The organism is Cobetia sp. UCD-24C (genome assembly GCF_001306765.1).
Classification (GTDB): Bacteria; Pseudomonadota; Gammaproteobacteria; order Pseudomonadales; family Halomonadaceae; genus Cobetia; species Cobetia amphilecti.
The window spans coordinates 97431-122032 of sequence record NZ_LJTD01000007.1 but is presented as its reverse complement, the minus strand read 5'-3'; the positions used below and the strand labels follow the sequence as shown (position 1 = coordinate 122032).

The following is a 24602-nucleotide window of genomic DNA, read 5'->3' as shown; positions in this document are numbered from 1 at the left end:
ATTGACAGGGCCGGTTCCATCGACTGATGTGGAGTTACCTGCATCACGAGCCACGACGTCACCAGAGCGATGCACAGGCATCTTCGCGTGTATCAGTGATGGTGACGGGCACCGCCGTGAGGCGCTGCATTCAGGCAGTTTCCCGACTGACGATAGCTGCTGTAACCCTGTCGTGCGGTCAGGCGCTGTCCATTGCGATCAAGGGCAGAACATTCTGATAGGGATCATCCGAAGCACTCATTTCTGCCCTCGCGTTACACCTCCACCCATTACCTAGAGAGTTTATCTTGATGAGTTCCAAGACGTTCTTCCGTTGTTTCATCATCAGCCTGCTGCTGGCACTGCCGGCACCGTTGCTGATTGCTGTCTTCATCACCCTGACCGGCGGCCAGCTGGCCGACACCCTGAGCCAGGCGCTTAGCGTCGAGGGCTTCGAGCTGGCGTACGCGGCTGCCGTCGCGGCCGTGTTCATCCTGCTGTTGATCGCGACGCTTGCCATTCCGGTGCTGTCTCCGCGCTCTGCAGTACTGGCTGAAGTCGAGGACGACGATCGTGAGATCGGCGAGGTCAAGTGGTTCAACGTCAACAAGGGCTACGGTTTCGTGACCCGTGAAAGTGGTGAAGATGTCTTCGTTCACTTCCGTGCCATTCGTGGCAAGGGCCACCGTACCTTGGCCGAAGGTCAGAAAGTGCGTTACCACGTCATCAGCAATGAGCGTGGCCTGCAGGCGGATGACGTGACGGTCATCACCTGATCGCTGACTCGCTCAGTGAAAGACGACAACGCCCCGCAGGCTAGCCTGCGGGGCGTTGTCGTTTCATGGTCTGTCGCACCAGAAGAGGCGGGTCACTCAGCCCTTGTCCGGCCAGGTGAAAGCCTCCTCGCTGCCATCGGCCATGACACGGAAGAAGCGGTCCGGCTCATCACCGGGCTGCCAGCTGCCCAGCGAGCAGCGCGTCTCGACCTGCAGGGCCCTGGCGGCGGCGCGTGCGCAGTCGACATCGCGCGCCCAGGGGGTACTGGCGCTGTCGAACCACAGGCTGGCGAAGCCATCGGCGACCTTCTCGACCACCAGTACCGAGATCTCGGCGCCATCACGCGTGAGGCGCGTACGGTGCTGCAGCTTGCCGGCCGGCTGGAAGACGACGACCTGACCGAACTGCTCGCCCAGCCAGGCACCCAGCGCCTCCAGGCTCAAGGGCTTGAGATAGATCTCGATGTCCGGGTACTGCTCATCGGCGTCATTGTGCGGGGTGTCGCTCATGCCGTGGTCTCTTGGGTCGCGGGGACAAACAGGTATTCCAGGATGTGCTCGTAGGCGCTGGAGAGTCGGTCCAGATCGCTGGCCATGACACGTTCATCGATCTTGTGGATGGTCGCGTTGACCGGCCCCAGCTCGACGACCTGAGTGCCGAGTGTGGCGATGAAGCGACCATCGGAGGTGCCGCCGGAGGTGGACAGCACCGGCTTGCGCCCCAGCGCGCGTTCCACGCCATGGACGGCGGCATCGACCAGCGCGCCTTCCGGCGTCAGGAAGGGCTCGCCGCTCAGGTTCCACTCGATCTCGACGTCCAGACCGTGCTTCTCGAGGATCTCATAGGTGCGACGCTTGAGGTCATCGGCGGTCAGCTCGGTGGAATAGCGGAAGTTGAAGACCACTTCCAGCTCGCCGGGGATGACGTTGGTCGCGCCGGTACCGCCACGGATGTTGGAGATCTGGAAGCTGGTCGCCGGGAAGAAGTCGTTGCCGTTGTCCCAATGCTCGGCGGCCAGGGCGGCCAGCGCCGGGGCGGCTTCGTGGATCGGGTTGCGCGCCAGGTGCGGATAGGCCACATGGCCTTGAACACCCTTGACGTGCATGACCGCACCCAGCGAGCCGCGACGGCCATTCTTGATCACGTCACCGGCGTAATCGGTGGAGGACGGCTCGCCGACGATGCAGTAGTCGAGGCGCTCGTGATGCTCGCGCAGATACTCGACCACCGCACGGGTGCCGTGAACCGCCGGGCCTTCCTCATCGGAGGTGATCAAGAAGGCGATGCGGCCTTCGTGGTCGGGGTTGGCGGTCACGAAGCGCTCGGTGGCGGTCAGCATCGCGGCCAGCGAACCCTTCATGTCGGCGGCGCCGCGGCCACACAGGAAGCCGGCATCATCGATGCACGGCGAGAACGGCGGATACTGCCAGTTGGCTTCCGGGCCCGTCGGCACGACATCGGTGTGGCCGGCGAAGGCCAGCACCGGACCATGATGGCCGCGCACCGCCCAGAAGTTGTCGACATCGCCGAAGGGTAGCCGCGTGATGGTGAAGCCCAGCGCCTCGAGGCGTTCGATCATCAGGGTCTGGCAGTCCAGGTCGTCCGGCGTGACCGAGGGGCGTGAGATGAGATCGAAGGCCAGCTCCAGCGTCGGAGACAGATCGGCGGGGCGTGGCGGAAGCGGTGCGTTTGAATCAGTCATCATGGGCCATCGCTGCAGGCGTCATCGCGAGGAGCGACAGCGCGAAATTCGGGGGGAGAGACGAAGTGTCTTCACGCCGGCTCGGGCACTGCTGCCCGAGCCGGGAAATGCCACGACGGCCTGCCAGAGGTGCAGCCCCTGACAGGCCGTCGTCACGCGCCTCAGTTGTGGGCGTGCAGGGCATCGTTGAGCGCGATGGCGCTCTTGTTGGTGCGGCACTCGACACGGCCGGTGACGGAGTTGCGACGCAGCAGCAGGTCGTCCTGGCTGGCCAGCTCACGGGCCGCGACCGTCTCGACTTCCTGGCCTTCGTTGTTGAAGACCATGACCTTGGTGCCGGCGGTGATGTAGAGGCCAGCTTCCACGGTGCAGCGATCGCCCAGCGGGATGCCGATACCGGCATTGGCGCCGATCAGGCAGCCTTCGCCGACCTTGATGACGATGTTGCCGCCACCGGACAGGGTGCCCATGGTGGAGCAACCGCCGCCCAGATCAGAGCCCTTGCCGACGAAGACGCCCGCGGAGATGCGGCCTTCGATCATGCCCGGGCCTTCGGTGCCGGCATTGAAGTTGCAGAAGCCTTCGTGCATCACGGTGGTGCCTTCGCCCAGGTAGGCGCCCAGACGCACACGCGCGGTGTCGGCGATACGAATGCCGGTCGGCACCACGTAGTCGGTCATCTTCGGGAACTTGTCGACGCAGTCCACGGACAGGGTGCGACCTTCCAGGCGGGCCTTGAGGCGACGCGCCGGCAGCTCTTCGATGTCGATGGCGCCTTCGCTGGTCCAGGCGACATTCTTGAGCAGACCGAACATGCCGGTCAGGTCGATGCCGTGCGGACGCACCATGCGGTGAGACAGCAGGTGCAGCTTGAGGTAGACCTCCGGCACGCTCTGCGGGGCGGCGTCTTCCTCGATGAACATGGCGACCAGCGGGCGCTGGCTGGCGGCCAGGCTCTCGGCCAGTTCGGCCTGGGCGCTGTCACCGGCGTCGCGCAGGGCGCTGGCCAGGGCAGCGCAGTGCTCCGGCAGGAAGCTGGTGGCGGTGGTGCCAGCCGGTGCGTCCAGTGCCTTGCGAGCGGCGTCAGCAACGGCAGCGGTCGGCTTGAACAGCGGGGCAGGATAGTAGACTTCCAGCCAGTCGCCGGTGGTGTTCTGGGTGCCGATTCCGAGGGCAAGGCTCAACATCGTGTCAATCTCCGGGGTGTCCAGTGGTGTAAGGGGTAACTCAGTCCTGCGGTTCGTAGACCGCCTTGTCATAGCCGATCACCAGATCCATCTCATTGTCGGCGGGATGACGCTCGAGAATGGGACGCTTAATCAGGGTCGGGTGCTCCAGCATCAATGCGCGTGCTGAATTGGCATCGAGGCTGTCACGTTGTTCATCGCTCAGGTTGCGCCAGCTGGTGCTGCGCTTGTTGAGCAGGCTGCTCCAGGCGGTCTGCTCCAGCCAGGATTCCAGCAGGCTGGCGGAGAGACCATCCTCGCGCAGGTCATGCCAGCGATAGGGCACGCCCCGGTCGTCGAAGGCGCGGCGCGCCTTGCGGCAGGTATCACAGGTCTTGATGCCGTAGAGCACGTGCATGGCGGTCTCCTTGAGCCAATCCGCCCCGCCGGGCGAGGCTGTCATCCAGTGTTGGGCTGCTGTCATCCCGTGCAGGCCTGGCGCTCAGCGCAGGCGTTCAACGAAGCGACGCAGGCGCTGGGCGGCTTCGACGGTCTGTTCCAGTTCGGCCACCAGCGCCAGACGAATGCGTCCGGCGCCCGGATTCACGCCGTCCACCTCGCGCGCCATGTAGCTTGCCGGCAGCACGCCGACCGCCTCTTCGCGCAGCAGTTCGCGGGTGAAGGCGGCGTCGTCACCGCCGGGCACGGCGGGATACAGGTAGAAGCTGGCATCCGGAGTCGGGAAGTCCATCACCGGTGCGAGGATTTCGGTCACGGCGGCAAACTTCTCGCGGTAGGCATCGCGATTGGCCAGCACGTGGGCTTCATCATTCCAGGCGGCGATGGAGGCGTGTTGGTGATGCAGCGGCATCGCGCAGCCGTGATAGGTGCGGTAGTGACGGAAGCGACGGATCACCTCGCCATCGCCGGCCACGAAGCCGGAGCGCAGGCCCGGCAGGTTGGAGCGCTTGGACAGCGAGTGGAAGACCACACAGCGCGCGTAGTCATCGCGGCCCATGGCGGCACAAGCTTGCAGCAGGCCCGGCGGCGGCATGGACTCATCGAGATAGAGCTCCGAGTAGCACTCATCGGAGGCGATCAGGAAATCGTGCTCGTCGGCGAGGCGAATCAGCTGCTGGAAGTCCTCCAGCGGTGTTACGGCGCCGGTGGGATTGCCCGGCGAGCAGACGAAGACGATCTGGGTGTCACGCCACACCTCGGCCGGCACCGCTGCGTAGTCGGGGCGGAAGCCATTCTCGGCGGGGCAGGGCAGGTAGGTGACCTCACCGCCCGCCAGCAGCGTCGCGCCTTCGTAGATCTGATAGAAGGGGTTCGGCACCAGTACGCGCGCCGGACGCGTGCTGTCCAGCGAGGCCTGGATGAAGGCGAACAGTGCCTCGCGGGTGCCGGTGACCGGCAGGACCTGCTGGTCGATATCCGGCGTGGCATTGAGCGAGAAGCGCTTCGCGAGCCAGTCGGCGATTGCCTGGCGCAATTCCGGCAGACCGCCGGTGGCGGGGTATTTGGCCACGCCCATGATGTGCTCGCGCAGGGTGTCGAGCACGAACTCGGGCGGCGCGTGACGCGGTTCGCCGATGGTCAGTGCAATCGGGTCCAGGGCGGGATTGGGCACGACGCCCTCGCGCAGCTTGGCCAGGGTTTCAAACGGGTAGGGCTTGAGCTGGTCGAGATCCGGGTTCATGCACGTTCCATGGGTGATGGCCGTGGCAGCCAGGCTGCCGGCCGAGCAGGGAGGAAGGCGTCCGCGAGTCACCGGACTGCCATGCAGGTCGACTCGCGATTATAGGGAAGCCGGCCGGTCCCCTCAATCGCGGGGTGCCGGCCGGCGCTTTCCCTCTGTACTCTCGTCACGCGTCTCAGCCGCGCTCGCCGACCTCGAGGACTTCGGTGAGGGCGTCACGCAGGCGTGTCTGGCGCTCGGGGTCGGTGATGGGTTCGCCGGCGCGGTCGGTGATGAAGAAGATATCCTCGACGCGCTCGCCGAGGGTGGCGATCTTGGCGGCATCGATGGCGATCTCGTGCTCCATGAACACGCGGCCGATGCGCGCCAGCAGGCCCGGGCGGTCCGAGGCGATCACTTCCAGTACGCTGCGGCCGTTGGTGTAGTCCTGGCTCAGCGTGATGCGCGGCGCGATGCGGAAATGCTTGAGCTGGCGCGGCGTATGGCGATTGACGATCACCGAGTAGTCATCCGGGTCATCCAGCTCTTCGACCAGGTGGGTGCGGATATCGGCCAGACGTGCGGCGTCGCGGATCGGCTCACCGTCATCGTCGAGCAGGATGAAGGTGTTGAGCGTCCAGTTGTGACTGGAGGTGGCGATGCGCGCATCGTGGATCGAGAGCCCCAGCTGCTCCAGCGCCGCGGCAGTGGCCGCGAACAGGTTGTCCACCGAGCGAGTGTGGATGAAGACCTTGGTGCCGCCTTCGGTCATCTCCTCGGTGGGTGCGCTGGTCAGTACCAGCGGCAGCGGCTCGCCCTGCTCGTCGAGCTGCGGAGCTGCCTGGCGCGCGAGGATCCCCTGGGTGTGCCAGGCCACCTCGCTGGGCGCGTAGCGCACGAAGTAGTCGTCGCCGAGGCTGGCCCACAGCGCCTCGGCGTCAGTGCGAGTGGTGCCCATGCCGGCCAGCAGGGACAGTGCTTCCTCACGGGTCTCGGTGATCCACTCGTGGCGCTCCGGCGGATGTTCGAGGCCACGGCGCAGCGCCCGGCGCGTCTCCATGTGCAGCTGGCGCAGCAATGCCGCACGCCAGCCGTTCCACAGTGACGGGTTGGTGGCGTTGATGTCGGCCACCGTCAGCACGTAGAGATAATCGAGGTGCGTCTCGTCGCCGACGATCTCGGCGAAGCGGGTGATGATCTCGGGGTCGGCGATGTCCTGCTTCTGGGCGGTCATCGACATCAGCAGGTGATGGCGCACCAGCCAGCTCAGGGTGCGGGTGTCGCGCGGACTGAGGTCATGACGGCGCGCGAAGTCCTCGACTTCCTCGGCACCGATCTCGGAGTGGTCGCCGCCACGGCCCTTGCCGATGTCGTGATAGAGCCCGGCGATCCACAGCAGCTCCAGCTTGGGCAGTTCGCGGATCAGGGTTGCGGCGACCGGGAATTCCTCCTCGGCATCGGGGGCGCGGAATTCCTGGGCGACCTTGAGTAGGCGCAGGGTGTGCGCATCGACGGTGTAGACGTGGAAGAGGTCGTGCTGCATCAGCCCCACGGCGCGTCCGAAGGCCGGCAGGTACTTGCCGAGGATGCCGTAGCGCGCCATGCGCTTGAGTACGCGGGGTACGTTGCCGCCACAGCGTATCAGCTCCATGAACAGGCTCTGGTGGCGCACGTCGTCGCGGAAGGCGTCGTCGATCTGGTGGCGATGATCACGCAGCGCGCGGATGGTGTCGGCGCGCACGCCCTCGATCTCCGGGTGCTGCGCCATCAGCAGGAACAGCTCCAGCAGCGCGGCGGGGCGGCGGCGGAACACGCCTTCCTCGCGCAGGCTGATGTAGCCGCTGCGGATCTCGAAGCGCGGATTGAGCGGTACGATGTTGACCGGCTCGTCATGACGCAGGATGGCCTCGTCGAAGTGCTGCAGCAGCATGTCGTTGAGGCCCGCCAGGGCGGTGACATGACGGTAGTAGCGCTTCATGAACTGCTCGACCGCCAGATGCTCGGGCGTGTCGCGGAAGCCGAACAGCTCGGCGATGGTGCGCTGGTGGTCGAACAGCAGCCGGTCCTCGGCGCGCCCGGCCAGCATGTGCAGCGCGAAGCGCACCTGCCACAGGAAGGCCTGGCCCTGGCTGAGAATGCGCAGCTCGGCATCATTCATGAAGCCCAGCGCGACCAGATTGTCGTAGCGCTCGACCCCGAAGTGACGCTTGGCGACCCAGCCGATCATCTGGATGTCGCGCAGGCCGCCGGGCGACGACTTGATGTTGGGTTCGAGGTGATATTCGGTGTTGGCGAACTTGTGGTGGCGAGCGATCTGCTCCTGCCACTTGGCCTCGAAGAAGGCTTCGGCCGGCCACAGACGGTCGGTGGCCAGACGTTCGCGCATGGCCTCGCGCAGCCGCTGAGGGCCGGCGATGACACGGGATTCCAGCAGATTGGTGATCACGGTGACATCGGCGCGTGCCTCACGCTCGCAGTCACTCAGCGAGCGCACGGACTGGCCGATCTCGAGACCGATGTCCCACAGGAAGGTGATGAAGTCGGACAGCGCCTCACGATAGGGCGTGTCGTCGTCCTGCTCCAGCAACAGCAGCAGGTCGATGTCGGAATGCGGGTGCAGCTCGCCGCGGCCGTAGCCGCCCACGGCGAGCAGGGCGATGCCGTCATCCGGCCAGGTCTGACGCTGCCAGGCGATGGCCAGCAGGCGGTCGATGGCGCGGGCACGACCATGGATGAGGTCGCGGATGTCGGCGCCCGCCTTGAAGCGAGCCTCGAGACGCTCCTGTACCTGTGCCAGAGCCCGCTTGAACAGCGGGATGGGTGTCTTCGTCGTGGCCAGCTCGCCGTCGAAGGTGACGGCATCGTAGAGCGCTTCACGCTCGACGAAGTGATAGTGGTGCAGGAGCATCTTGATCAACCCTCGAGGAAGGAGAGGTCCTCTTCCGTGCGACGTGTCAGTACCTCGACGCCGGTGGCGGTGACCAGCAGGGTGTGCTCCCACTGGGCCGAGAGGCTCTTGTCCTTGGTGACGGCTGTCCAGTCGTCCTTGAGGACCTTCACCTTGTAGCCACCGACATTGACCATCGGCTCGATGGTCAGGCACATGCCTTCCAGAAGCTCGGCGTCGGCACGGGCTTCGTAGCCGTCATAGTGCAGCACCTGCGGGTCTTCATGGAAGCCGGCGCCGATGCCGTGGCCGCAGAAGTCACGCACGACACTGTAGCCTGCCGCTTCGGCATGCTTCTGGATCGCGCGACCGATTTCTGACAGGCGTACGCCCGGACGTACCAGCTCGATGCCTTTATAGAGGCATTCCTGGGTGACGCGGCACAGACGCTCGGCCTGGATGCTCGGCTCGCCGACGATGTACATCTTCGAGGTGTCGCCGTGATAGCCGTCCTTGATCACGGTGATGTCGATGTTGAGGATGTCGCCTTTCTTGAGCTTCTTGTTGTCATCGGGGATGCCGTGACAGACCACGTGATTGATCGAGGTGCAGATCGATTTCGGGAAGCCGTGGTAGTTGAGCGGCGCCGGAATGCAGCCCTGAACTTCGGTGATGTGGTGGTGCGCGATGCGGTTGAGCTCGCCCGTGGTGACGCCGGGACGGACATGCTCGTCGAGCAGCTCCAGCACTTCAGCCGCCAGACGGCCGGCGACGCGCATCTTGTCGATTTCTTCAGCTGTCTTGATGGGAATGTTCATGAGGACTCGAGGCAGGAGATAAGAGGGATGAAACGCCGCCAGGCCGCGCGTGACGGGGGAATGGCGCGACGCATCGCATGCCGCGTCGGGCAGTGGCGACTTCATATCGTGGTCGAGCTATGGTATAAAGCCGCGCGCTTTCCTGCAAATTCTCCTCGATCGGCCACCTCCGGGCGCCTGGCCGAGGCGAGATTGAAGGACTGACGTACATAACCCCAATCCACACACGTTCCGTCACATGGTCCCGGGTGCCGCGCAAGCGGTCGGATCCATGGGGGACGTGGAGGCCCAACCCGATATCCAGGAGATATTCACATGGCGCAAGTCAACATGCGCGATCTGCTCAAGGCAGGCGCACACTTCGGTCACCAGACCAAGTACTGGAACCCGAAGATGTCCAAGTTCATCTTCGGCGCTCGCAACAAGATCCACATCATCAACCTCGAGCACACCCTGCCGGCGCTGAACGAAGCCGTGTCAGTGGTCGAGAAGATGGCTGCCAATGGCAACAAGATCATGTTCGTGGGCACCAAGCGCGCTGCCGGCAAGATCATCAAGGAAGAAGCTCGCAAGGCTGGCCAGCCGTACGTCAACCATCGCTGGTTGGGCGGCATGCTGACCAACTTCAAGACCATCCGTCAGTCCATCAAGCGCCTGCGTGAAATCGAGCAGATGCATGAAGACGGTACCTTCGCGAAGCTGACCAAGAAAGAAGTCCTGATGGCCACTCGTGAGCAGGACAAGCTCGAGCGCTCCATCGGCGGTATCAAGGACATGGGCGGCCTGCCGGACGCAATGTTCGTGATCGACGTTGACCACGAGCGCATCGCGATCAACGAAGCCAACAAGCTGGGCATCCCGGTCATCGGCGTCGTCGATACCAACTCCAACCCGGACGGCGTGGACTACGTCATCCCGGGTAACGATGACTCCATCCGCGCCATCCAGATCTATGTCCAGGCAATTGCAGGCGCCTGTGGCAAGAACAAGGAAGAAGAGCTGGCCGGTGAGTTCGTCGAAACTGCTTCTGAAGAAGACGCAGCAGAGTGATCCTGGCGGCTTGATCTGACTGTCACAAACGCTGCGCTACACTAAGTGCGGCATGGCCTAGCCAGGTGGCAGTCAGGTCAGGCAATGAGGGGGCCACGGCCCCCTTATTTGCGACCGTTCAGCGGTCGTGACCGAATTCCCGTATTCAAAGACGTCGACACGACAGAGGTTTCATCCCATGGCAGCTATCAGCGCATCTATGGTCAAGGAACTGCGTGAGCGTACTGCGCTCGGCATGATGGAATGCAAGAAGGCTCTTACCGAAGCCGGTGGCGACATCGAGCTGGCGATCGAGAACCTGCGCAAGAACTCCGGCCTGAAGGCCGCCAAGAAAGCTGGCCGCGTGGCCGCTGAAGGCGCCATCGTCATCAAGGTCGCCGACGACGCCAGCTACGGCGTGATGGTCGAAATCAACTCCGAGACCGACTTCGTCGCTCGTGATGACAATTTCAAGGCCTTCACCCAGCTGATCGCCGATCGTGTGTTCGCTACCAAGAACACCGACATCGCTTCCCTGATGGAAGGCGAGCTGGAAGACACCCGTGGTCAGCTGGTTCAGAAGATCGGTGAGAACATCTCCGTTCGTCGTGCCGAGCTGGTCGAAGCGCCGGCTGGCGGCGTCGTCGGTGGCTACGTCCACGGCGGCCGCATCGCTGCGCTGACCCTGCTGAACGGCGGTACTGGTGAAGCAGCCAAGGACGTCTCCATGCACGTCGCAGCCGTCAACCCGGTCTGTGCACGTCCGTCCGACATGCCGCAGGAACAGATGGACGCTGAAAAGGCCATCATCCTTGCTCAGCCGGACATGGCAGGCAAGCCGGCGGAAATCGCCGAGAAGATGTCCCAGGGTCGTCTGAAGAAGTACCTGGCTGAGAACAGCCTGACCGAACAGCCGTTCGTCAAGGATCCGAACCAGACCGTCGCCGAGTTCGTCAAGGCAGCCGGTGGTGAAGTGGTATCCTTCGTACGCATGGAAGTCGGTGAAGGTATCGAGAAGGAAGAAGTCGACTTCGCAGCTGAAGTCCGTGAGCAGGCCAGCCGCGCGTAAGGGCTGACTGTTTTCGCTTCTCATGATGGCGTGCGCATAGTCGCACGCCATCGTGTATCTGGCCCCCGCCTTCGGGCCGCCCCGTTCCCCGTATGTCAGTATCAGGAGAGATTCGCATGGCCACCATTTCCGCTGAACGCAATGCCAAGTACAAGCGCATACTGCTCAAGCTTTCCGGTGAGGCCCTGATGGGCGATGGCGATTTCGGCATCGACCCCAAGGTGCTGGATCGCATGGCGCTGGAAATCGGTCAGCTGGTGGGCATCGGCGTCCAGGTCGGCATCGTCATCGGTGGCGGCAACCTGTTCCGTGGCGCAGCCCTGCAGGAAGTCGGCATGGAGCGTGTGACCGGTGACCATATGGGCATGCTGGCGACCGTGATGAATGGTCTGGCGCTGCGTGATGCGCTGGAACGCTCCAACATCCGTTCACGCGTGATGTCTGCCATCCCGATGAGTGGCGTGGTAGAACATTATGATCGCCGTACCGCCATCCGTTATCTGACGTCTGGCGATGTGGTCATCTTCTCCGCCGGTACCGGCAACCCGTTCTTCACTACCGATTCCGCTGCCTGTCTGCGCGGTATCGAGATCGACGCGGATGCCGTCATCAAGGCAACCAAGGTGGATGGTGTCTACGACAAGGACCCGGTCAAGTTCCCGGATGCCGTGAAGTACGACAGCCTCAGCTACGATGATGCGCTGGACCAGAAGCTTGGCGTGATGGATTTGACCGCCATCTGCCTGGTACGTGACCATGACATGCCGGTGCGGGTGTTCAACATGAACAAGGCAGGCGCGCTGCTCAACCTGGTGGTGGGTGGCAAGGAAGGCACGCTGATTGATAGAGGGTAAGACTGTGATCAACGACATCAAGAAAGACGCCGAATCACGCATGAAGAAGACCATCGAGTCCCTCGGTGCCGCCTTCGGCAAGATCCGTACGGGTCGTGCGCATCCCAGCATCCTGGATGCCGTGACGGTCGATTACTATGGTAGCCAGGTACCGCTGAATCAGGTGGCCAACATCACCACCGAAGATGCGCGCACCCTGACTGTCGTGCCGTGGGAAAAGCCCATGGTGCCGAAGGTCGAGAAGGCCATCATGACTTCTGACCTGGGTCTCAACCCGTCCACCGCCGGTGACGTGATTCGCGTCCCGATGCCGATGCTGACGGAAGAGACGCGTCGCGGTTACACCAAGCAGGCGCGTGCAGAAGCGGAAAACGCCCGCGTGGCGCTCCGCAATGTGCGTCGTGACGCCAATGGCGACATCAAGAGCCTGCTCAAGGACAAGGACATCTCCGAAGACGATGCACGTCGCGGAGAAGACGAGATCCAGAAGCTGACCGACAAGTATGTGGCGGAAGTCGACAGTGCTCTGGAGCACAAGGAAACCGACCTGATGCAGGTCTGATCGGGTCTGCCGCCGGCGTTTGCCGGCGGCATCCGGTGCTCGTAGCGAGACCCCATGACGTCACCGAATTCCCCCTCCACGCCACGCCATGTGGCGATCATCATGGACGGCAACAACCGCTGGGCGAAGTCCCGCGGCTGGGCTGGCATACGCGGCCATCGCGCCGGTGCCGAAACCGTCCGCAGTACCATCCGTCGCGCTGCCGAGCAGGGTGTGGAAGTGCTGACCCTGTTTGCCTTCTCCAGTGAGAACTGGAAGCGCCCGGCCAATGAAGTCAGTGCGCTGATGGAGCTGTTTCTGCTGGCGCTCAAGCGCGAGGTCAAGAAGCTTCATCGCCACGATATCCGACTCTCGGTCATCGGTGAGCGCAGTCGTTTTTCCAATTCGATTCAAAAGCATATCCAGAGCGCCGAAGACATGACGCGCGGCAATCGCGGCATGCACGTGGTGATCTGCGCCAATTATGGCGGTCGTTGGGATATCGCCGAGGCCGCCCGTCGTCTGGCGGAGCAGGTCGAGCGCGGCGAGCTCAAGGCCGCGGACATCGACGAGTCACGTCTCGGGGCGGAAGTGTGCCTGAGTGAACTGCCGGAGGTGGATCTGTGTATCCGCACCAGCGGTGAGCAGCGTATCTCCAACTTCCTGATCTGGCAGCTGGCCTATGCCGAGTTCTATTTCTCGCCCGTACTGTGGCCTGATTTCGATGCGGCGGCCTTCGATGAAGCGCTCAGCGCCTACGCCCTGCGTCAGCGTCGTTATGGCATGACCAGCGAACAACTCGACGCCGAGGGGCTCTAGTGCTCAGACAACGAATCATCACCGCGCTCATTCTCGCGCCGCTGGCGCTGTGGGGGCTGTTCGGCCTCGACGGTGCCGCCTTTGCCACCTTCACCGGGGCTGTCGTCGCGCTGGCCGCCTGGGAGTGGTCCAACCTGTCTGGCGTGCGTGCCGGCATGGCGCGTCTGCTGTTCCCGCTGGTGCTCAGCGTGCTGATGCTGCTGGTCTGGCAGTTCGATGGCGCTCTTGCGCGTTGGCCGCTGTATCTGGCGGCACTGGCATGGCTGGTCAATCTGCGCTGGGTGATGCGCTATCCGGCCGCCAGTCAGGAATGGCAGGCGACCGGCGTGCGGCTGGGCGTCGGCGTGCTGGCACTGCTGCCGACCTGGTTCGGCTTCGTGCAGCTCAAGGCCAGTGGCGGCGAGTGGCTGCTGTATGTGCTGCTGATGGTGTGGGCGGCGGACATCGGTGCCTACTTCTCCGGCAAGCGCTTCGGCAAGCGCAAGCTGGCGCCGCGCGTCAGCCCGGGCAAGTCCTGGGAGGGCGTCTATGGTGGTCTGGTGGCCACCGGCCTGCTGGCGACCGGCTATGCGCTGGCGGGGCTGGCCGACTGGCTGCCGCTGCTGCTGGTCACGCTGGGCGTGACGGCCGTCTCGGTGCTGGGTGACCTGCTCGAGAGCATGTTCAAGCGCCAGCGTCAGATGAAGGACTCAAGCCATCTGCTGCCCGGTCATGGTGGCGTGATGGACCGCATCGACAGCCTGACCGCGGCGGTGCCGCTGTTTGCCCTGCTGTTGCCGTGGGTGCTGGGAGGTGGTGCGTGAGCACGAATGTGAACGTGAGCGTGAACCACGAGACTCCTCATGAGGCGCCTGCGCTGCAGCGCATCACCATTCTTGGCGCGACCGGCTCCATCGGGTCCAGCACCCTGGATGTGATCGCGCGCCATCCCGAGCGCTATCGGGTGCATGCGCTCAGCGCTGCCACGCGTCACGAGGCGCTGCTGGAGCTGTGCCTGACGCATCGCCCGCAGGTGGCGGTGATCGCCACGCGTGAGGCGGCTGCGTGGCTCAGTGAGGCCCTCAAGGGCGTCGAGAGCTATCAGGGCACGCCCATCGAGGTGCGCCACGGTGAGCAGGCGCTGGTCGATATCAGCGAGGCGCCTGAAGTCGATAGCGTGATGGCTGCCATCGTCGGTGCGGCTGGCCTGTTGCCGACACTGGCGGCGGTGCGAGCCGGCAAGCGCGTGCTGCTGGCCAACAAGGAGGCGCTGGTGTGCGCCGGGCAGCTGTTCATGGATGCGGTGAAGCAGCACGGGGCGACCCTGCTGCCGATCGATTCCGAGCACAACGCCATCTTCCAGTGCCTGCCGGCCCAGCATCGTGATGGCCTGGCGCCGATCGGCGTCGAGAAGCTGTTGCTGACCGCCTCCGGCGGCCCGTTCCGCGATGATGCCGAATGGCCTGCCGAGCGACTGGCCACGGTGACGCCGGACGAGGCCTGCGCGCATCCCAACTGGTCGATGGGGCGCAAGATTTCCGTCGATAGCGCCACCCTGATGAACAAGGGCCTGGAGCTGATCGAGGCCTGCTGGCTGTTCGCCTGCGGGCCGGACGACATTCAGGTGGTCGTGCATCCCCAGAGCGTGATTCACTCGATGGCGGCCTACAGTGATGGCTCGGTGCTTGCCCAGATGGGCAATCCGGACATGCGTACGCCGATCGCCTATGCGCTGGCGTGGCCGGAGCGTATCGATGCCGGCGTCGAGCCGCTGGACCTGTTTCAGGTCGCGCGCCTCGATTTCCGTGCCGCTGACGAGACGCGCTTCCCGTGTCTGCGGCTGGCGCGCGAGGCCATCGCGGCAGGCGGCACCTGGCCTGCGGTGATGAATGCTGCCAATGAGGTGGCAGTGGCAGCCTTCCTCGAGGGTCGCCTGGCCTTCGATCGAATCCCGGCAGTGGTGCAGGCCGTCATGCAGGCGCGTCCGCCACTGGCGGTGGATGGCCTCGAGGTGATTCTCGCCGAAGATGCGGCGGCGCGTGAGCTGGCTGCCGCCGAGTTGGCCCTCGCCGGGCCCTGAAATCCTATCTTGCACTGTCTTGTCACTTTCTTCGTGAGCGTGGCAAGGCAGGCTGCCCATCTCGGGCACCAATCTCCAGGAGCGCGTGATGGGTGTGATCCAGAATATTCTTGCCGTGATCGTCGTGTTGGGGGTGTTGATCACCATCCATGAGTACGGTCATTTCTGGGTCGCGCGTCGTTGCGGCATCAAGGTGCTGCGCTTCTCCATCGGCTTCGGCAAACCCTTCTGGTCGTGGACCGATCGCCACGGCACCGAGTACGGGGTCGCCGCCATCCCGCTGGGTGGCTACGTCAAGATGCTGGATGAGCGCGAAGGGCCGGTCGATCCGGCCGAGCGTCATCTGGCCTTCAATACCAAGTCGGTGTGGAAGCGTATCGCCGTCGTCTCGGCGGGCCCGCTGGCCAACTTCCTGCTGGCCATCGTCGCCTACTGGGCGCTGTTCGTCGCTGGTACCACCACGGTGGTGCCGATGGTCGGTGCCGTGGCGCCGGACTCGCCGGCTGGCCGCGCCGGCCTTGCGCCGAAGACCGAGATCGTCGCCATCAATGGTCAGGCCACTCCCTCGTGGGATGAGGTCAACCTGCGCTTGATCGGTGCGATCGGCGATGACAGCCTGACGCTCACCACACGTGCCGAAGGTGCCAGCGCCACGCGTGAGCAGTCCCTCGACGTGACACGCTTCCTGGTCGATCAGGACCCGCCGCGTCCGCTGGTGACGCTGGGCATCACGGCCTGGCGTCCTCAGTTGCCGGCGGTGCTGGGGCGGGTGCTGGACGGTGGCGCCGCTCAGGCGGCAGGCCTGCAGGCCGGTGACCGCATCGTCAGCATCGATGGCACCCTGGTGGTCGACTGGATCGATTTCGTCGAACGCGTGCGCGGTGCGCCGGGCGAGACGCTGTCGGTGCTGGTGGCGCGTGATGGCAAGGAAGAGACGCTGTCACTGACCCCCGCCAGCAATTCGCTTGATGACGGGCGTGTGGTGGGGCAGGTCGGCGCCGGTGTCGAGAACGTCAGCTGGCCCGAGCAGTATCAGCGCGAGCTCAGCTTCGGGCCGCTGGCGGCAGTGGGGCAGGCCGTCGGCAAGACCGGCGAGATGACGGTGCTGACGCTGGATTCGATCCGCAAGATGCTGGTCGGTCTGATCGCACCGTCCAACCTGTCTGGTCCGATCACCATCGCGCGTATCGCCGGCGACACGGCGCGCTCCGGCCTCGAGGCCTTCCTCGGCTTCATGGCCTACCTCTCCATCAGCCTGGGTGTCCTCAACCTGCTGCCGATTCCGGTGCTGGATGGCGGTCACCTGCTGTTCTATCTGGTGGAAGCCGTGCGCGGCAAACCACTTTCGCAAGAGGTCCAGAATGCGGGGCTGAAGATCGGCATGGCGCTGGTCGGTTCCCTCATGCTGATGGCCATCTACTTCGATCTCATGCGTCTTTGGTGACGGATTCGGGGAGTCATCAGTGCGTGATGGCTCCCGCAGGATGAACCGAATCTGAACTGTCGATGCCCATGGGGGTCAATTCATTGCACGGGCTGGTCAATGCGATCAACTCCCGTCATCATGCCCACACGACTTCGGCCCCGATTGCCGATCCTCACTCGTAGCTGTCTTGTCAGTTGCAGGGGGTTGTGTATAAGGTGCCTGTTCACCCAAGCGGGCGGAATCCAGAGAAGCGAAGCGACTGCATGAAACTCAAGACCATTGGATTGGCAGCTGCGCTGCTCGGGGCCAGTCAGGGCGCCTTGGCCGCATCTTTTAAAATTTCGGACATCCGGGTAGAGGGCCTCCAGCGCGTGTCTGCGGGCACCGTCTTCAACGCCTTCCCCGTCTCCGCGGATCAGAATGTGGAAGAAGAGGACCTGTCCTCGGCTGCGCGTCAGCTGTTCGACACGGGCCTGTTCGACGACATCCGCCTCAAGCGTGATGGCGATGTCCTGATCATCGATGTGGTCGAGCGCCCGACGATCTCCAAGATCGAGATTGACGGCAACTCGCAGATTCCCGACGAAGACCTGCGCAAGGGCCTCAAGGAAGCAGGGCTGGCCGAGGGTCAGGTTCTGCAGCGCTCCACGCTGGAAGAGATGCAGCGTGAGCTCGAGCGTGTCTACCAGGCTCAGGGCCGCTACAGCGCGCGTATCGAGACCTCCGTCGAGGAGCTCGAGCGCAACCGCGTACAGGTCAACATCGACGTCAAGGAAGGCGCGATCGCCAAGATTCATCAGATCAACATCGTCGGCAACGATGCCTTCGATGACGAGACCCTGCGCGAACAGCTGGAGCTGGAAGACAAGCCGAGCTGGTTCTTCGGCTGGTTCTCCGATGATGAATACTCGCGTGAGAAGCTGACCGGCGATATCGAGACCCTCAAGTCCTGGTATCTCGATCGCGGGTACGTCAACTTCCAGGTGCGCTCGACCCAGGTGTCCATCTCGCCGGACAAGTCCGAGATCTTCGTCACCATCAACGTCGATGAAGGCAAGCCGTACAAGATCGGCAACATCGGCTTTGCCGGTGACCTGAAGATGAAGGAAGAGCGCGCCCGCGATCTGGTCAAGCTCGCCCCGGATGCCCTCTATTCCCAGCGTGATGTGACCGCTTCCAGCGAGGCGCTGCGCCAGGCACTGGGTGCCGACGGCTTCGCCTTCGCCAAGGTCAACGCGGTGCCGGAGGTCAACGAAGAGAGCGACACTGTCGATCTGACCTTCGCGGTCGACCCCGGCAAGCGCGCCTACGTGCGTCGCATCAACTTCAAGGGCAACACCACCACCGCAGACGAAGTGCTGCGTCGTGAGATGACCCAGCTGGAAGGTGCACCGGCCTCCACCGACAAGATCAAGCAGTCCAAGCAGAAGCTTGAGCGCCTCGGCTTCTTCAAGCAGGTCGATGTCGACACGCGTCCTGTCGCCGGCGAGCCGGACCAGCTGGACGTCAACTACAACGTCGAGGAGCAGCCGTCAGGCTCGATCTCGGCGTCGGTTGGTTTCTCCCAGGGTGACGGTGTCATCTACGGGGTGGGCCTGTCGCAGAAGAACTTCCTGGGCACCGGTAACGAAGTCAACATCAACGCCCAGAAGTCGGACGATTACACCAACGTCAGCTTCGGCTATACCGACCCGTACTGGACGCTGGATGGCATCTCGCGCGGCTATAACATGTTCTACCGCAAGGTGGACTACGACGATGATGATGACGTCGCCAGCTACGCGACCGACAGCTTCGGTGGCGGAATCAACTTCGGTTACCCGATCAACGAGCTGTCACGTCTGAACTTCGGCGGCGGTTACGAGTTCGTGCGCGTCAAGGACTTCGACGACAGCCCGGCGGAGGTCACCCAGTTCATCGAGGATGAAGGCGAAGACTTCAACCTCTACAAGCTGACGGCCAGCTGGTCACGCAACAACCTCAACCGTGGCATCCTGCCCACGGCGGGCAGCTCTCAGCTGCTGTCGCTGGAAGTGGCGGTGCCGGGCTCCGATGCGGATTACTACAAGCTCCGCTACAAGGGATCCAAGTTCTTCGAGCTGAGTCAGGACTGGTCACTCAAGTTCCGTACCGAGCTGGGCTATGCCAACTCGTTCTCCGGCGATACCTATCCGTTCTTCAAGAACTTCTATGCCGGCGGTCTGGGCAGCGTGCGTGGCTACAGCTCCAATACCCTGGGGCAGTCCACCACCGAACAGAACGATGGTGACGACGATACCATTGGCGGCAACATCCTGATCGAAGGTGGGGTGGACCTGATCTTCCCGATGCCCTTCATCAAGGACAAGCGCTCGGTGCAGCCGTCGTTCTTCGTCGATGCCGGTAACACCTATCTGACGTCGTGCTACGACGTGAGCTCCAGTGACACCAGCAGCTGTGAGAGCGGCGTCGACCTGGGCGAGCTGAATTACAGTGCCGGTATCGGCCTGTCGTGGATCACGCCGGTAGGCCCGCTGACCTTCAGTGTCGCCCAGCCGATCGGTGACGATGACGACGATGACACCGAGATCTTCCAGTTCTCGCTGGGCCAGACCTTCTAAGGCCGTACGAGGCCGCACCCGCTTGAGCCGGTGCGGCCTTCGTCACGACCACCGGCGGCGCTGTCCCTGTTCCGTCGCCGGTCCTCGCACCGTCGGTCACTGAGTCATCAGTGACTGAACAACAGGCCTACAAGGAGTTTGTGTGATGCGTAAATTGACCCGCGCCCTGTGTCTGGCTGGTGGCCTTGCCGCCATGGCGACTCCGATGCTGGCACAGGCCACCGAAGTCGCGGTCCTCGACTGGCGCCAGGCGCTGTTGAGTTCCGACTCGGCCAAGATTTCCATGAACCAGCTCAAGAATCAGCTGGCCGGCAAGCAGGACCAGGCCAAGGCACTCGCCAAGGAACTGGAATCCCTGCAGGCCAAGCTGCAGAAGGACGGCGCCGTGATGTCCGATTCCGAGCGTCAGTCCGTGCAGCAGCAGCTGCGCCAGAAGGGCGGCCAGTTCCAGCAGCTGCGTGGCCAGGTCCAGCAGCAGCAGCAGCAGGCGGAGCAGACCTTCCTCAAGCAGTCCAAGCCGAAGCTCGACAAGGCCATCCAGCAGGTCGTCGACAAGCATGGCATCGAGCTGCTGGTCGACCGCAATGCGACGGTCTACAGCAAGGACGGTATGGACCTGACCAATGAAGTGACTCAGGTGTTCAACTCGCTCAACTGAGTGCATCCCGCGCGCGCAAGCGTGCGGGATGTGTTGCATCCGAGCATGCCAACGCGAATGCGAGCCAGAGGCGCTCAGCGCCCAGAGACAGAATGAAAAAGCGACAATTCTCTTACACTCTCGAGGATCTGGCTCAGCGGCTGGGCGCTCGTCTCGTCGGTGACCCGGCTGTCCGGGTCACCGGCCTGTCGACGCTGGTCGATGCTGAGCCCGGCGATATCGCCTTCCTCGCCAATCGCGCCTACCTCAAGTATCTCGGGGAAACCGCCGCGACTGCCGTGCTGCTGCATGAAAGCCATCTTGAAGAGTGCAAGGGCAATGCCCTCGTGCTGGACAATCCGTATCTGGCCTACGCTGAGCTGTCTCGTCTGTTCGATCCGCTGGCGGTCGAGCCTCAGGCGAGCGTGCACGCCAGTGCCGTCATCGACGAGACCGCAACCCTGGGGGCCAATGTCGAGGTCGGCCCGCAGGTCGTGATCGGCCCGGGCGTCAGCATCGGCGACAACACGCGCATTCACGCGGGTTGCGTGATCGGGGCTGACAGCGTGCTGGGCGAGGGCTGTCTGCTGCACCCCAATGTCACGCTCTATCATGGCGTGGTGATCGGGGCGCGCGCAGTACTCCACAGCAGCTGCGTGATCGGCGCCGATGGCTTCGGCTTCGCCCACGATGGCAAGGGCTGGCACAAGATCGCCCAGCTCGGCGGCGTGCTGATCGGCGATGATGTCGAAGTCGGCAGCTGCACCAGCATCGATCGTGGCGCGCTCGGCGACACCATCATCGGCAATGACGTCAAGATCGACTCCCAGGTCCAGATCGCGCACAACGTGCAGATCGGTGATCACTCGGCGCTGGCGGGCTGTGTCGGCATCGCCGGCTCCACCAAGGTCGGTCGCTACTGTCTGATGGGCGGTGGCGTGGGTCTGGCGGGCCACCTGGAAATCGCCGATGGCGTGCAGGTGACCGGCATGAGTCTGGTGACCAACTCCATCACCAAGCCGGGCGTCTATTCCTCCGGCACTGGTGCGATGGATAACGGCCTGTGGCGCAGAAATGCTGTACGTTTCAAGCAGTTGGATCAGTTGGCGCGACGCTTGAATCAGGTCGAGAAGAGTTTGAAGGACAAGTAGTACTGCAAGCCCGGGTAGTACCTGTCCAGAGCAGAGTCTCGCACCTGCTTGGCGCACTGTCGGGCAATGAGCGGCTGCCAGCCACGCGCAAGGACGCTATAATGCGCGCCATTGCCCGAACGGCGGTCCGGACCGTCATTACATGCCTGCCCGCGAGCGGCAGGCATTTCGTTATTTCAGAGGTTGCAAGCCAATGGTTATGGACGTCAACGAGATCCGTGAGTATCTCCCGCACCGCTATCCTTTCCTGCTGATCGATCGTGTCATGGACCTGACCCTTGGCGAGTTCATCGTCGCGCGCAAGAACGTCAGCATCAATGAGCCGTTCTTCAATGGTCACTTCCCGGAGCACCCGATCATGCCGGGCGTTCTGATCGTGGAAGCCATGGCTCAGGCGGCGGGTATTCTCGGCTTCAAGACCGTCGACAAACGTCCCGCCGATGGCTACATCTATTATCTCGTCGGAAGCGACAATGTGCGCTTCAAGCGCCCGGTGATGCCGGGTGACCAGCTCGAGATCAGCGCCCGCGTGCTGCGCGAGAAGCGTGGCATCTGGAAATTCGCCTGTCAGGCCAAGGTCGACGGCGATCTGGTCTGCGAGGCCGAAATCATCTGTGCCGAGAGGAAGGTCGCTTGATACATCCTACTGCCATTGTCGATCCCGGCGCCCGCCTGGCCGATGATGTCGAGGTCGGCCCGTTCTGCGTGATCGGGGCTGATGTCGAGATCGGCGCTGGCACGGTGGTGGGGCCGCATGTCGTCATCAAGGGCACCACCGTCATCGGTGAGCGCAACCGTATCTTCCAGTTCGCGTCAGTGGGCGAGGACTGTCAGGACAAGAAGTACGCCGGTGAGCCGACGCGTCTGGAAATCGGGGATGACAACGTCATCCGCGAGGGCGTGACCCTGCATCGCGGCACCGTCCAGGATGCCAGCCTCACGCGTATCGGCAGTCGCAACCTGTTCATGGCCTACTCGCATGTCGGCCATGACTGCATCATCGGTGACGACTGCATCATGGCCAATCAGGCGACGCTGGGTGGCCATGTCCATCTCGGCAACCACGTCATTCTGGGTGGCCTGTCGGCGGTGCATCAGTTCTGCCATATCGGTGAACATGCCATGGCGGGTGGTGGCTCCATCATCACCAAGGACATCGCGGCCTTCGTGATGGTCAATGGCCACCCGGCGGAAGCGCATGGCCTCAACAGCGTCGGCCTCAAGCGTCGTGGCTTCAGCCGCGAGACCATCTCCGCGCTGAACACGGCCTACAAGACGGTCTTCCGTCAGGGTCTGACGCTGGCCCAGGCCCTCGAGCAGCTGGAAGCCGAGCCGCCGCTGGCCGAGCGCGATGTCTTCATCGCCTCGCTCAAGGCGTCCACTCGCGGTCTGACTCGCTGAGCATGCGCATCTACCTGGTAGCCGGGGAGCTCTCCGGTGACATCCTCGGTGCCAGCCTGATGCGCGCGCTCAAGGCGCGCTATCCCGATGTCGAGTTCCGTGGCATCGGCGGCCCGCGCATGCAGGCCGAGGGCTTCGACAGCCTCTATCCGCTGGAAACCCTGTCGGTGATGGGGCTGGTCGAGGTGCTCAAGCATCTGCCGGCGCTGATCAAGGTGCGTCGCCATCTGTTGCGCGACGCCCTTGAGTGGCAGCCCGACGTGATGATCGGCATCGATGCCCCGGACTTCAATCTGGGGCTCGAGCTGCGCCTGCGCAAACGCGGCATCACCACCGCGCACTACGTCAGTCCCTCCGTGTGGGCCTGGCGTCAGGGGCGCGTGAAGACCATTCGCCGCGCCGTCGATCGCATGCTGACCTTCCTGCCCTTCGAGGCCGCCTTCTATCGTGAGCATCAGGTGCCGGTGACCTTCGTCGGCCATCCGCTGGCCGATGAGTTGCCGCTCGAGGATGATCGCGCTGCTGCCCGTGGACAGTTGGGGATCGACCCGGAAGTGCAGCTGCTGGCGGTATTGCCGGGCTCCCGCGCCAACGAGATCCGCTTTCTCGGCGAGACCTTCCTGGCCGCCATCGAGCGTCTCTGTCAGCGTTACCCCGGCCTTGAGGTGGTGATCCCAGCGGCCACGCCGCTGCGGCGGACCGAGCTCGAGTCCCTGATGGCGGAGCGCGAAGGGCTGGATCGCAGCCGCATCCATCTGGTGGATGGCCAATCGCGTGAAGCGATGACCGCCGCCGATGCCGTGCTGCTGGCTTCCGGCACAGCGGCGCTCGAATGTCTGCTGTGCCATCGCCCGATGGTGGTGGCCTATCGCATGGCGCCGATGACGCATCGCATCGCGCGGCATATGGTCAAGACCGAGTGGATTTCCCTGCCCAATCTGATCGCCCGCGAGACGCTGGTGCCGGAGCTGATCCAGGACGCCGCCACGCCGGAGTCCATCGAGGAAAGCCTTGCGCCATTGCTGTCGCGTGCCGCCGGTGACGTCGCCCGCCAACGAGAACTGCGTGAGCGTTTCACCGCCATGCATCGTGAACTGACCTGCGATGCCAGCGCCGCGGCCGCCATAGCCATCGGTGAACTGGCCGGACGCTGATCCCGCGTGTCGCCGCCAGACATTGCGCTACCCTTGATTGAATCACCTCGACAGGCAGATCGCATTGGCGCTCTGCCTGTTGTCTTACGCCTCGAGATATCATGACCGACTCTGCCGACAGCCACGCCACCACGCCTTCTGTGCGCAAGCGTAAACCCGCCGATGATTTTCCGCCGCTGGTGATTCCTTATCAGGGGCAGTTGCTGGCCGGTATCGACGAGGTCGGGCGTGGGCCGCTGGTCGGCCCGGTGGTGGCGGCAGCGGTGATTCTGGACCCGAATGACCCCATCGAGGGCATCACGGACTCCAAGAAGCTCAGCGAGAAGAAGCGTCTGGCCCTCTACGAGCAGATTCGTGCCCGAGCCTGGGCGTGGGCGATCGCCGAGGCCACCAGCGACGAGATCGATGAGCTGAACATCTATCAGGCCACGCATCTGGCCATGCGTCGCGCCATCGATGCACTGGGCGTGCGCCCGGAATACCTGCTGGTGGATGGCAATCGCCTGCCGGGACACGAGATTCCCGGCATGGCGGTGGTGAAGGGCGATCTGCGCCACGCTGCCATCGGCGCGGCCTCGATTCTGGCCAAGGTGCATCGCGACGCCCAGATGGCGGCGCTGGATTCACGCTTCCCCGCCTATGGCTTCGCGCGTCATAAGGGCTACCCGACCCGCGAGCATCAGGCCGCCATCGAGGAACATGGCATCCTCACCTTGCATCGCAAGAGCTTCGGGCCGGTCAAGCGACTGTTCATGTCGGGTCACGTGCCACAGGCCGTGCCGCCAGACGCGTTGATCGCGCTTCCGGCCCCGGAGCCGAGCGAGGCAAGCGAGACGAGCCAGCGTCCCACGG

22 protein-coding genes and 1 pseudogene are annotated in these 24602 nt (G+C 63.6%); 16 read left to right on the top strand and 7 right to left on the bottom strand.

What is annotated here, in order from left to right; all coding sequences use genetic code 11:
• Window positions 1–290 precede the first annotated feature (290 nt).
• A complete protein-coding gene (locus AOG28_RS18885; protein WP_043333039.1) occupies window positions 291–755 on the top strand; it encodes a cold-shock protein in 465 nt (154 codons plus the stop codon).
• Between the two features lie 96 nt (window positions 756–851).
• Here AOG28_RS18885 and AOG28_RS11830 read toward each other — a convergent pair whose 3' ends face one another.
• The 7 genes from AOG28_RS11830 to map all read right to left on the bottom strand — a co-directional run bounded on the left by AOG28_RS11830 (window position 852) and on the right by map (window position 9010).
• Complete coding sequence (locus AOG28_RS11830; protein WP_054556528.1) at window positions 852–1265, bottom strand: hypothetical protein; 414 nt, start codon at window positions 1263–1265, stop codon at window positions 852–854.
• Window positions 1262–2458 (bottom strand): succinyl-diaminopimelate desuccinylase, encoded by a 1197-nt coding sequence (dapE, locus tag AOG28_RS11825; RefSeq protein ID WP_054556566.1) that lies wholly within the window; start codon window positions 2456–2458, stop codon window positions 1262–1264. Before dapE ends, AOG28_RS11830 begins: the two co-directional genes overlap by 4 nt.
• A gap of 161 nt (window positions 2459–2619) precedes the next feature.
• Window positions 2620–3645 carry a 2,3,4,5-tetrahydropyridine-2,6-dicarboxylate N-succinyltransferase gene (gene dapD, locus AOG28_RS11820; protein ID WP_054556527.1) on the bottom strand — a complete coding sequence of 342 codons (1026 nt, stop codon included), beginning with the start codon at window positions 3643–3645 and terminating at the stop codon, window positions 2620–2622.
• Window positions 3646–3685: 40 nt separating this feature from the next.
• On the bottom strand, window positions 3686–4108 hold the full coding sequence (locus AOG28_RS11815; RefSeq protein ID WP_326998968.1) for an ArsC family reductase: 423 nt from the start codon (window positions 4106–4108) through the stop codon (window positions 3686–3688).
• An 18-nt stretch (window positions 4109–4126) separates the two neighbouring features.
• Window positions 4127–5326 carry a succinyldiaminopimelate transaminase gene (gene dapC / locus AOG28_RS11810; protein ID WP_054556525.1) on the bottom strand — a complete coding sequence of 400 codons (1200 nt, stop codon included), beginning with the start codon at window positions 5324–5326 and terminating at the stop codon, window positions 4127–4129.
• A gap of 175 nt (window positions 5327–5501) precedes the next feature.
• Window positions 5502–8213, bottom strand: coding sequence for a [protein-PII] uridylyltransferase (locus AOG28_RS11805; RefSeq protein ID WP_054556565.1), 2712 nt, complete (start codon window positions 8211–8213; stop codon window positions 5502–5504).
• Between the two features lie 5 nt (window positions 8214–8218).
• The gene (gene map / locus AOG28_RS11800) at window positions 8219–9010 is read right to left on the bottom strand and encodes a type I methionyl aminopeptidase (RefSeq protein WP_043333030.1); all 792 of its coding nucleotides are present in this window, start codon (window positions 9008–9010) and stop codon (window positions 8219–8221) included.
• A gap of 315 nt (window positions 9011–9325) precedes the next feature.
• Here map and rpsB point away from each other — a divergent pair, with 315 nt between their 5' ends.
• From rpsB to rnhB, 15 genes and pseudogenes are all read left to right on the top strand, one after another.
• The gene (gene rpsB, locus AOG28_RS11795; RefSeq protein WP_043333027.1) at window positions 9326–10060 is read left to right on the top strand and encodes a 30S ribosomal protein S2; all 735 of its coding nucleotides are present in this window, start codon (window positions 9326–9328) and stop codon (window positions 10058–10060) included.
• Window positions 10061–10238: 178 nt separating this feature from the next.
• Window positions 10239–11108, top strand: coding sequence for a translation elongation factor Ts (gene tsf, locus AOG28_RS11790; RefSeq protein WP_043333025.1), 870 nt, complete (start codon window positions 10239–10241; stop codon window positions 11106–11108).
• Between the two features lie 116 nt (window positions 11109–11224).
• Entirely contained in the window at window positions 11225–11962 is a 738-nt protein-coding gene (pyrH, locus tag AOG28_RS11785) for a UMP kinase (protein ID WP_225347344.1), read from the top strand.
• 4 nt (window positions 11963–11966) lie between these two features.
• Window positions 11967–12524 (top strand): ribosome recycling factor, encoded by a 558-nt coding sequence (gene frr / locus AOG28_RS11780; RefSeq protein ID WP_043333023.1) that lies wholly within the window; start codon window positions 11967–11969, stop codon window positions 12522–12524.
• Between the two features lie 54 nt (window positions 12525–12578).
• The gene (uppS, locus tag AOG28_RS11775; RefSeq protein WP_043333020.1) at window positions 12579–13322 is read left to right on the top strand and encodes a polyprenyl diphosphate synthase; all 744 of its coding nucleotides are present in this window, start codon (window positions 12579–12581) and stop codon (window positions 13320–13322) included.
• Window positions 13322–14125 (top strand): phosphatidate cytidylyltransferase, encoded by an 804-nt coding sequence (locus tag AOG28_RS11770; RefSeq protein WP_054556524.1) that lies wholly within the window; start codon window positions 13322–13324, stop codon window positions 14123–14125. Before uppS ends, AOG28_RS11770 begins: the two co-directional genes overlap by 1 nt.
• A gap of 53 nt (window positions 14126–14178) precedes the next feature.
• The gene (ispC, locus tag AOG28_RS11765; protein ID WP_054556564.1) at window positions 14179–15381 is read left to right on the top strand and encodes a 1-deoxy-D-xylulose-5-phosphate reductoisomerase; all 1203 of its coding nucleotides are present in this window, start codon (window positions 14179–14181) and stop codon (window positions 15379–15381) included.
• Between the two features lie 88 nt (window positions 15382–15469).
• Entirely contained in the window at window positions 15470–16825 is a 1356-nt protein-coding gene (gene rseP / locus AOG28_RS11760; protein WP_043333016.1) for a sigma E protease regulator RseP, read from the top strand.
• Between the two features lie 245 nt (window positions 16826–17070).
• The gene (gene bamA / locus AOG28_RS11755; protein WP_200906781.1) at window positions 17071–19407 is read left to right on the top strand and encodes an outer membrane protein assembly factor BamA; all 2337 of its coding nucleotides are present in this window, start codon (window positions 17071–17073) and stop codon (window positions 19405–19407) included.
• Between the two features lie 145 nt (window positions 19408–19552).
• On the top strand, window positions 19553–20065 hold the full coding sequence (locus tag AOG28_RS11750) for an OmpH family outer membrane protein (RefSeq protein ID WP_043333014.1): 513 nt from the start codon (window positions 19553–19555) through the stop codon (window positions 20063–20065).
• A 92-nt stretch (window positions 20066–20157) separates the two neighbouring features.
• On the top strand, window positions 20158–21195 hold the full coding sequence (gene lpxD, locus AOG28_RS11745; protein ID WP_043333012.1) for a UDP-3-O-(3-hydroxymyristoyl)glucosamine N-acyltransferase: 1038 nt from the start codon (window positions 20158–20160) through the stop codon (window positions 21193–21195).
• A gap of 193 nt (window positions 21196–21388) precedes the next feature.
• Window positions 21389–21832 (top strand): 3-hydroxyacyl-ACP dehydratase FabZ, encoded by a 444-nt coding sequence (gene fabZ / locus AOG28_RS11740; RefSeq protein ID WP_043333010.1) that lies wholly within the window; start codon window positions 21389–21391, stop codon window positions 21830–21832.
• Complete coding sequence (lpxA, locus tag AOG28_RS11735; RefSeq protein ID WP_043333008.1) at window positions 21829–22596, top strand: acyl-ACP--UDP-N-acetylglucosamine O-acyltransferase; 768 nt, start codon at window positions 21829–21831, stop codon at window positions 22594–22596. The genes fabZ and lpxA overlap by 4 nt, the downstream gene beginning before the upstream one ends.
• A gap of 2 nt (window positions 22597–22598) precedes the next feature.
• Complete coding sequence (lpxB, locus tag AOG28_RS11730) at window positions 22599–23750, top strand: lipid-A-disaccharide synthase (RefSeq protein ID WP_054556523.1); 1152 nt, start codon at window positions 22599–22601, stop codon at window positions 23748–23750.
• Between the two features lie 101 nt (window positions 23751–23851).
• A pseudogene (rnhB, locus tag AOG28_RS11725) lies at window positions 23852–24496 on the top strand (ribonuclease HII); the annotation flags it as partial.
• Window positions 24497–24602: the final 106 nt, after the last annotated feature.

Bases quoted from the DNA above. Each gene is read 5' to 3' on its own strand.
- AOG28_RS18885 (WP_043333039.1), top strand. From the start codon at position 291: ATGAGTTCCAAGACGTTCTTCCGTTGTTTCATCATCAGCCTGCTGCTG.
- AOG28_RS11830 (WP_054556528.1), bottom strand. From the start codon at position 1,265: ATGAGCGACACCCCGCACAATGACGCCGATGAGCAGTACCCGGACATC.
- dapE (WP_054556566.1), bottom strand. From the start codon at position 2,458: ATGACTGATTCAAACGCACCGCTTCCGCCACGCCCCGCCGATCTGTCT.
- dapD (WP_054556527.1), bottom strand. From the start codon at position 3,645: ATGTTGAGCCTTGCCCTCGGAATCGGCACCCAGAACACCACCGGCGAC.
- AOG28_RS11815 (WP_326998968.1), bottom strand. From the start codon at position 4,108: ATGACAGCAGCCCAACACTGGATGACAGCCTCGCCCGGCGGGGCGGAT.
- dapC (WP_054556525.1), bottom strand. From the start codon at position 5,326: ATGAACCCGGATCTCGACCAGCTCAAGCCCTACCCGTTTGAAACCCTG.
- AOG28_RS11805 (WP_054556565.1), bottom strand. From the start codon at position 8,213: ATGCTCCTGCACCACTATCACTTCGTCGAGCGTGAAGCGCTCTACGAT.
- map (WP_043333030.1), bottom strand. From the start codon at position 9,010: ATGAACATTCCCATCAAGACAGCTGAAGAAATCGACAAGATGCGCGTC.
- rpsB (WP_043333027.1), top strand. From the start codon at position 9,326: ATGGCGCAAGTCAACATGCGCGATCTGCTCAAGGCAGGCGCACACTTC.
- tsf (WP_043333025.1), top strand. From the start codon at position 10,239: ATGGCAGCTATCAGCGCATCTATGGTCAAGGAACTGCGTGAGCGTACT.
- pyrH (WP_225347344.1), top strand. From the start codon at position 11,225: ATGGCCACCATTTCCGCTGAACGCAATGCCAAGTACAAGCGCATACTG.
- uppS (WP_043333020.1), top strand. From the start codon at position 12,579: ATGACGTCACCGAATTCCCCCTCCACGCCACGCCATGTGGCGATCATC.
- rseP (WP_043333016.1), top strand. From the start codon at position 15,470: ATGGGTGTGATCCAGAATATTCTTGCCGTGATCGTCGTGTTGGGGGTG.
- bamA (WP_200906781.1), top strand. From the start codon at position 17,071: ATGAAACTCAAGACCATTGGATTGGCAGCTGCGCTGCTCGGGGCCAGT.
- AOG28_RS11750 (WP_043333014.1), top strand. From the start codon at position 19,553: ATGCGTAAATTGACCCGCGCCCTGTGTCTGGCTGGTGGCCTTGCCGCC.
- lpxD (WP_043333012.1), top strand. From the start codon at position 20,158: ATGAAAAAGCGACAATTCTCTTACACTCTCGAGGATCTGGCTCAGCGG.
- fabZ (WP_043333010.1), top strand. From the start codon at position 21,389: ATGGTTATGGACGTCAACGAGATCCGTGAGTATCTCCCGCACCGCTAT.
- lpxB (WP_054556523.1), top strand. From the start codon at position 22,599: ATGCGCATCTACCTGGTAGCCGGGGAGCTCTCCGGTGACATCCTCGGT.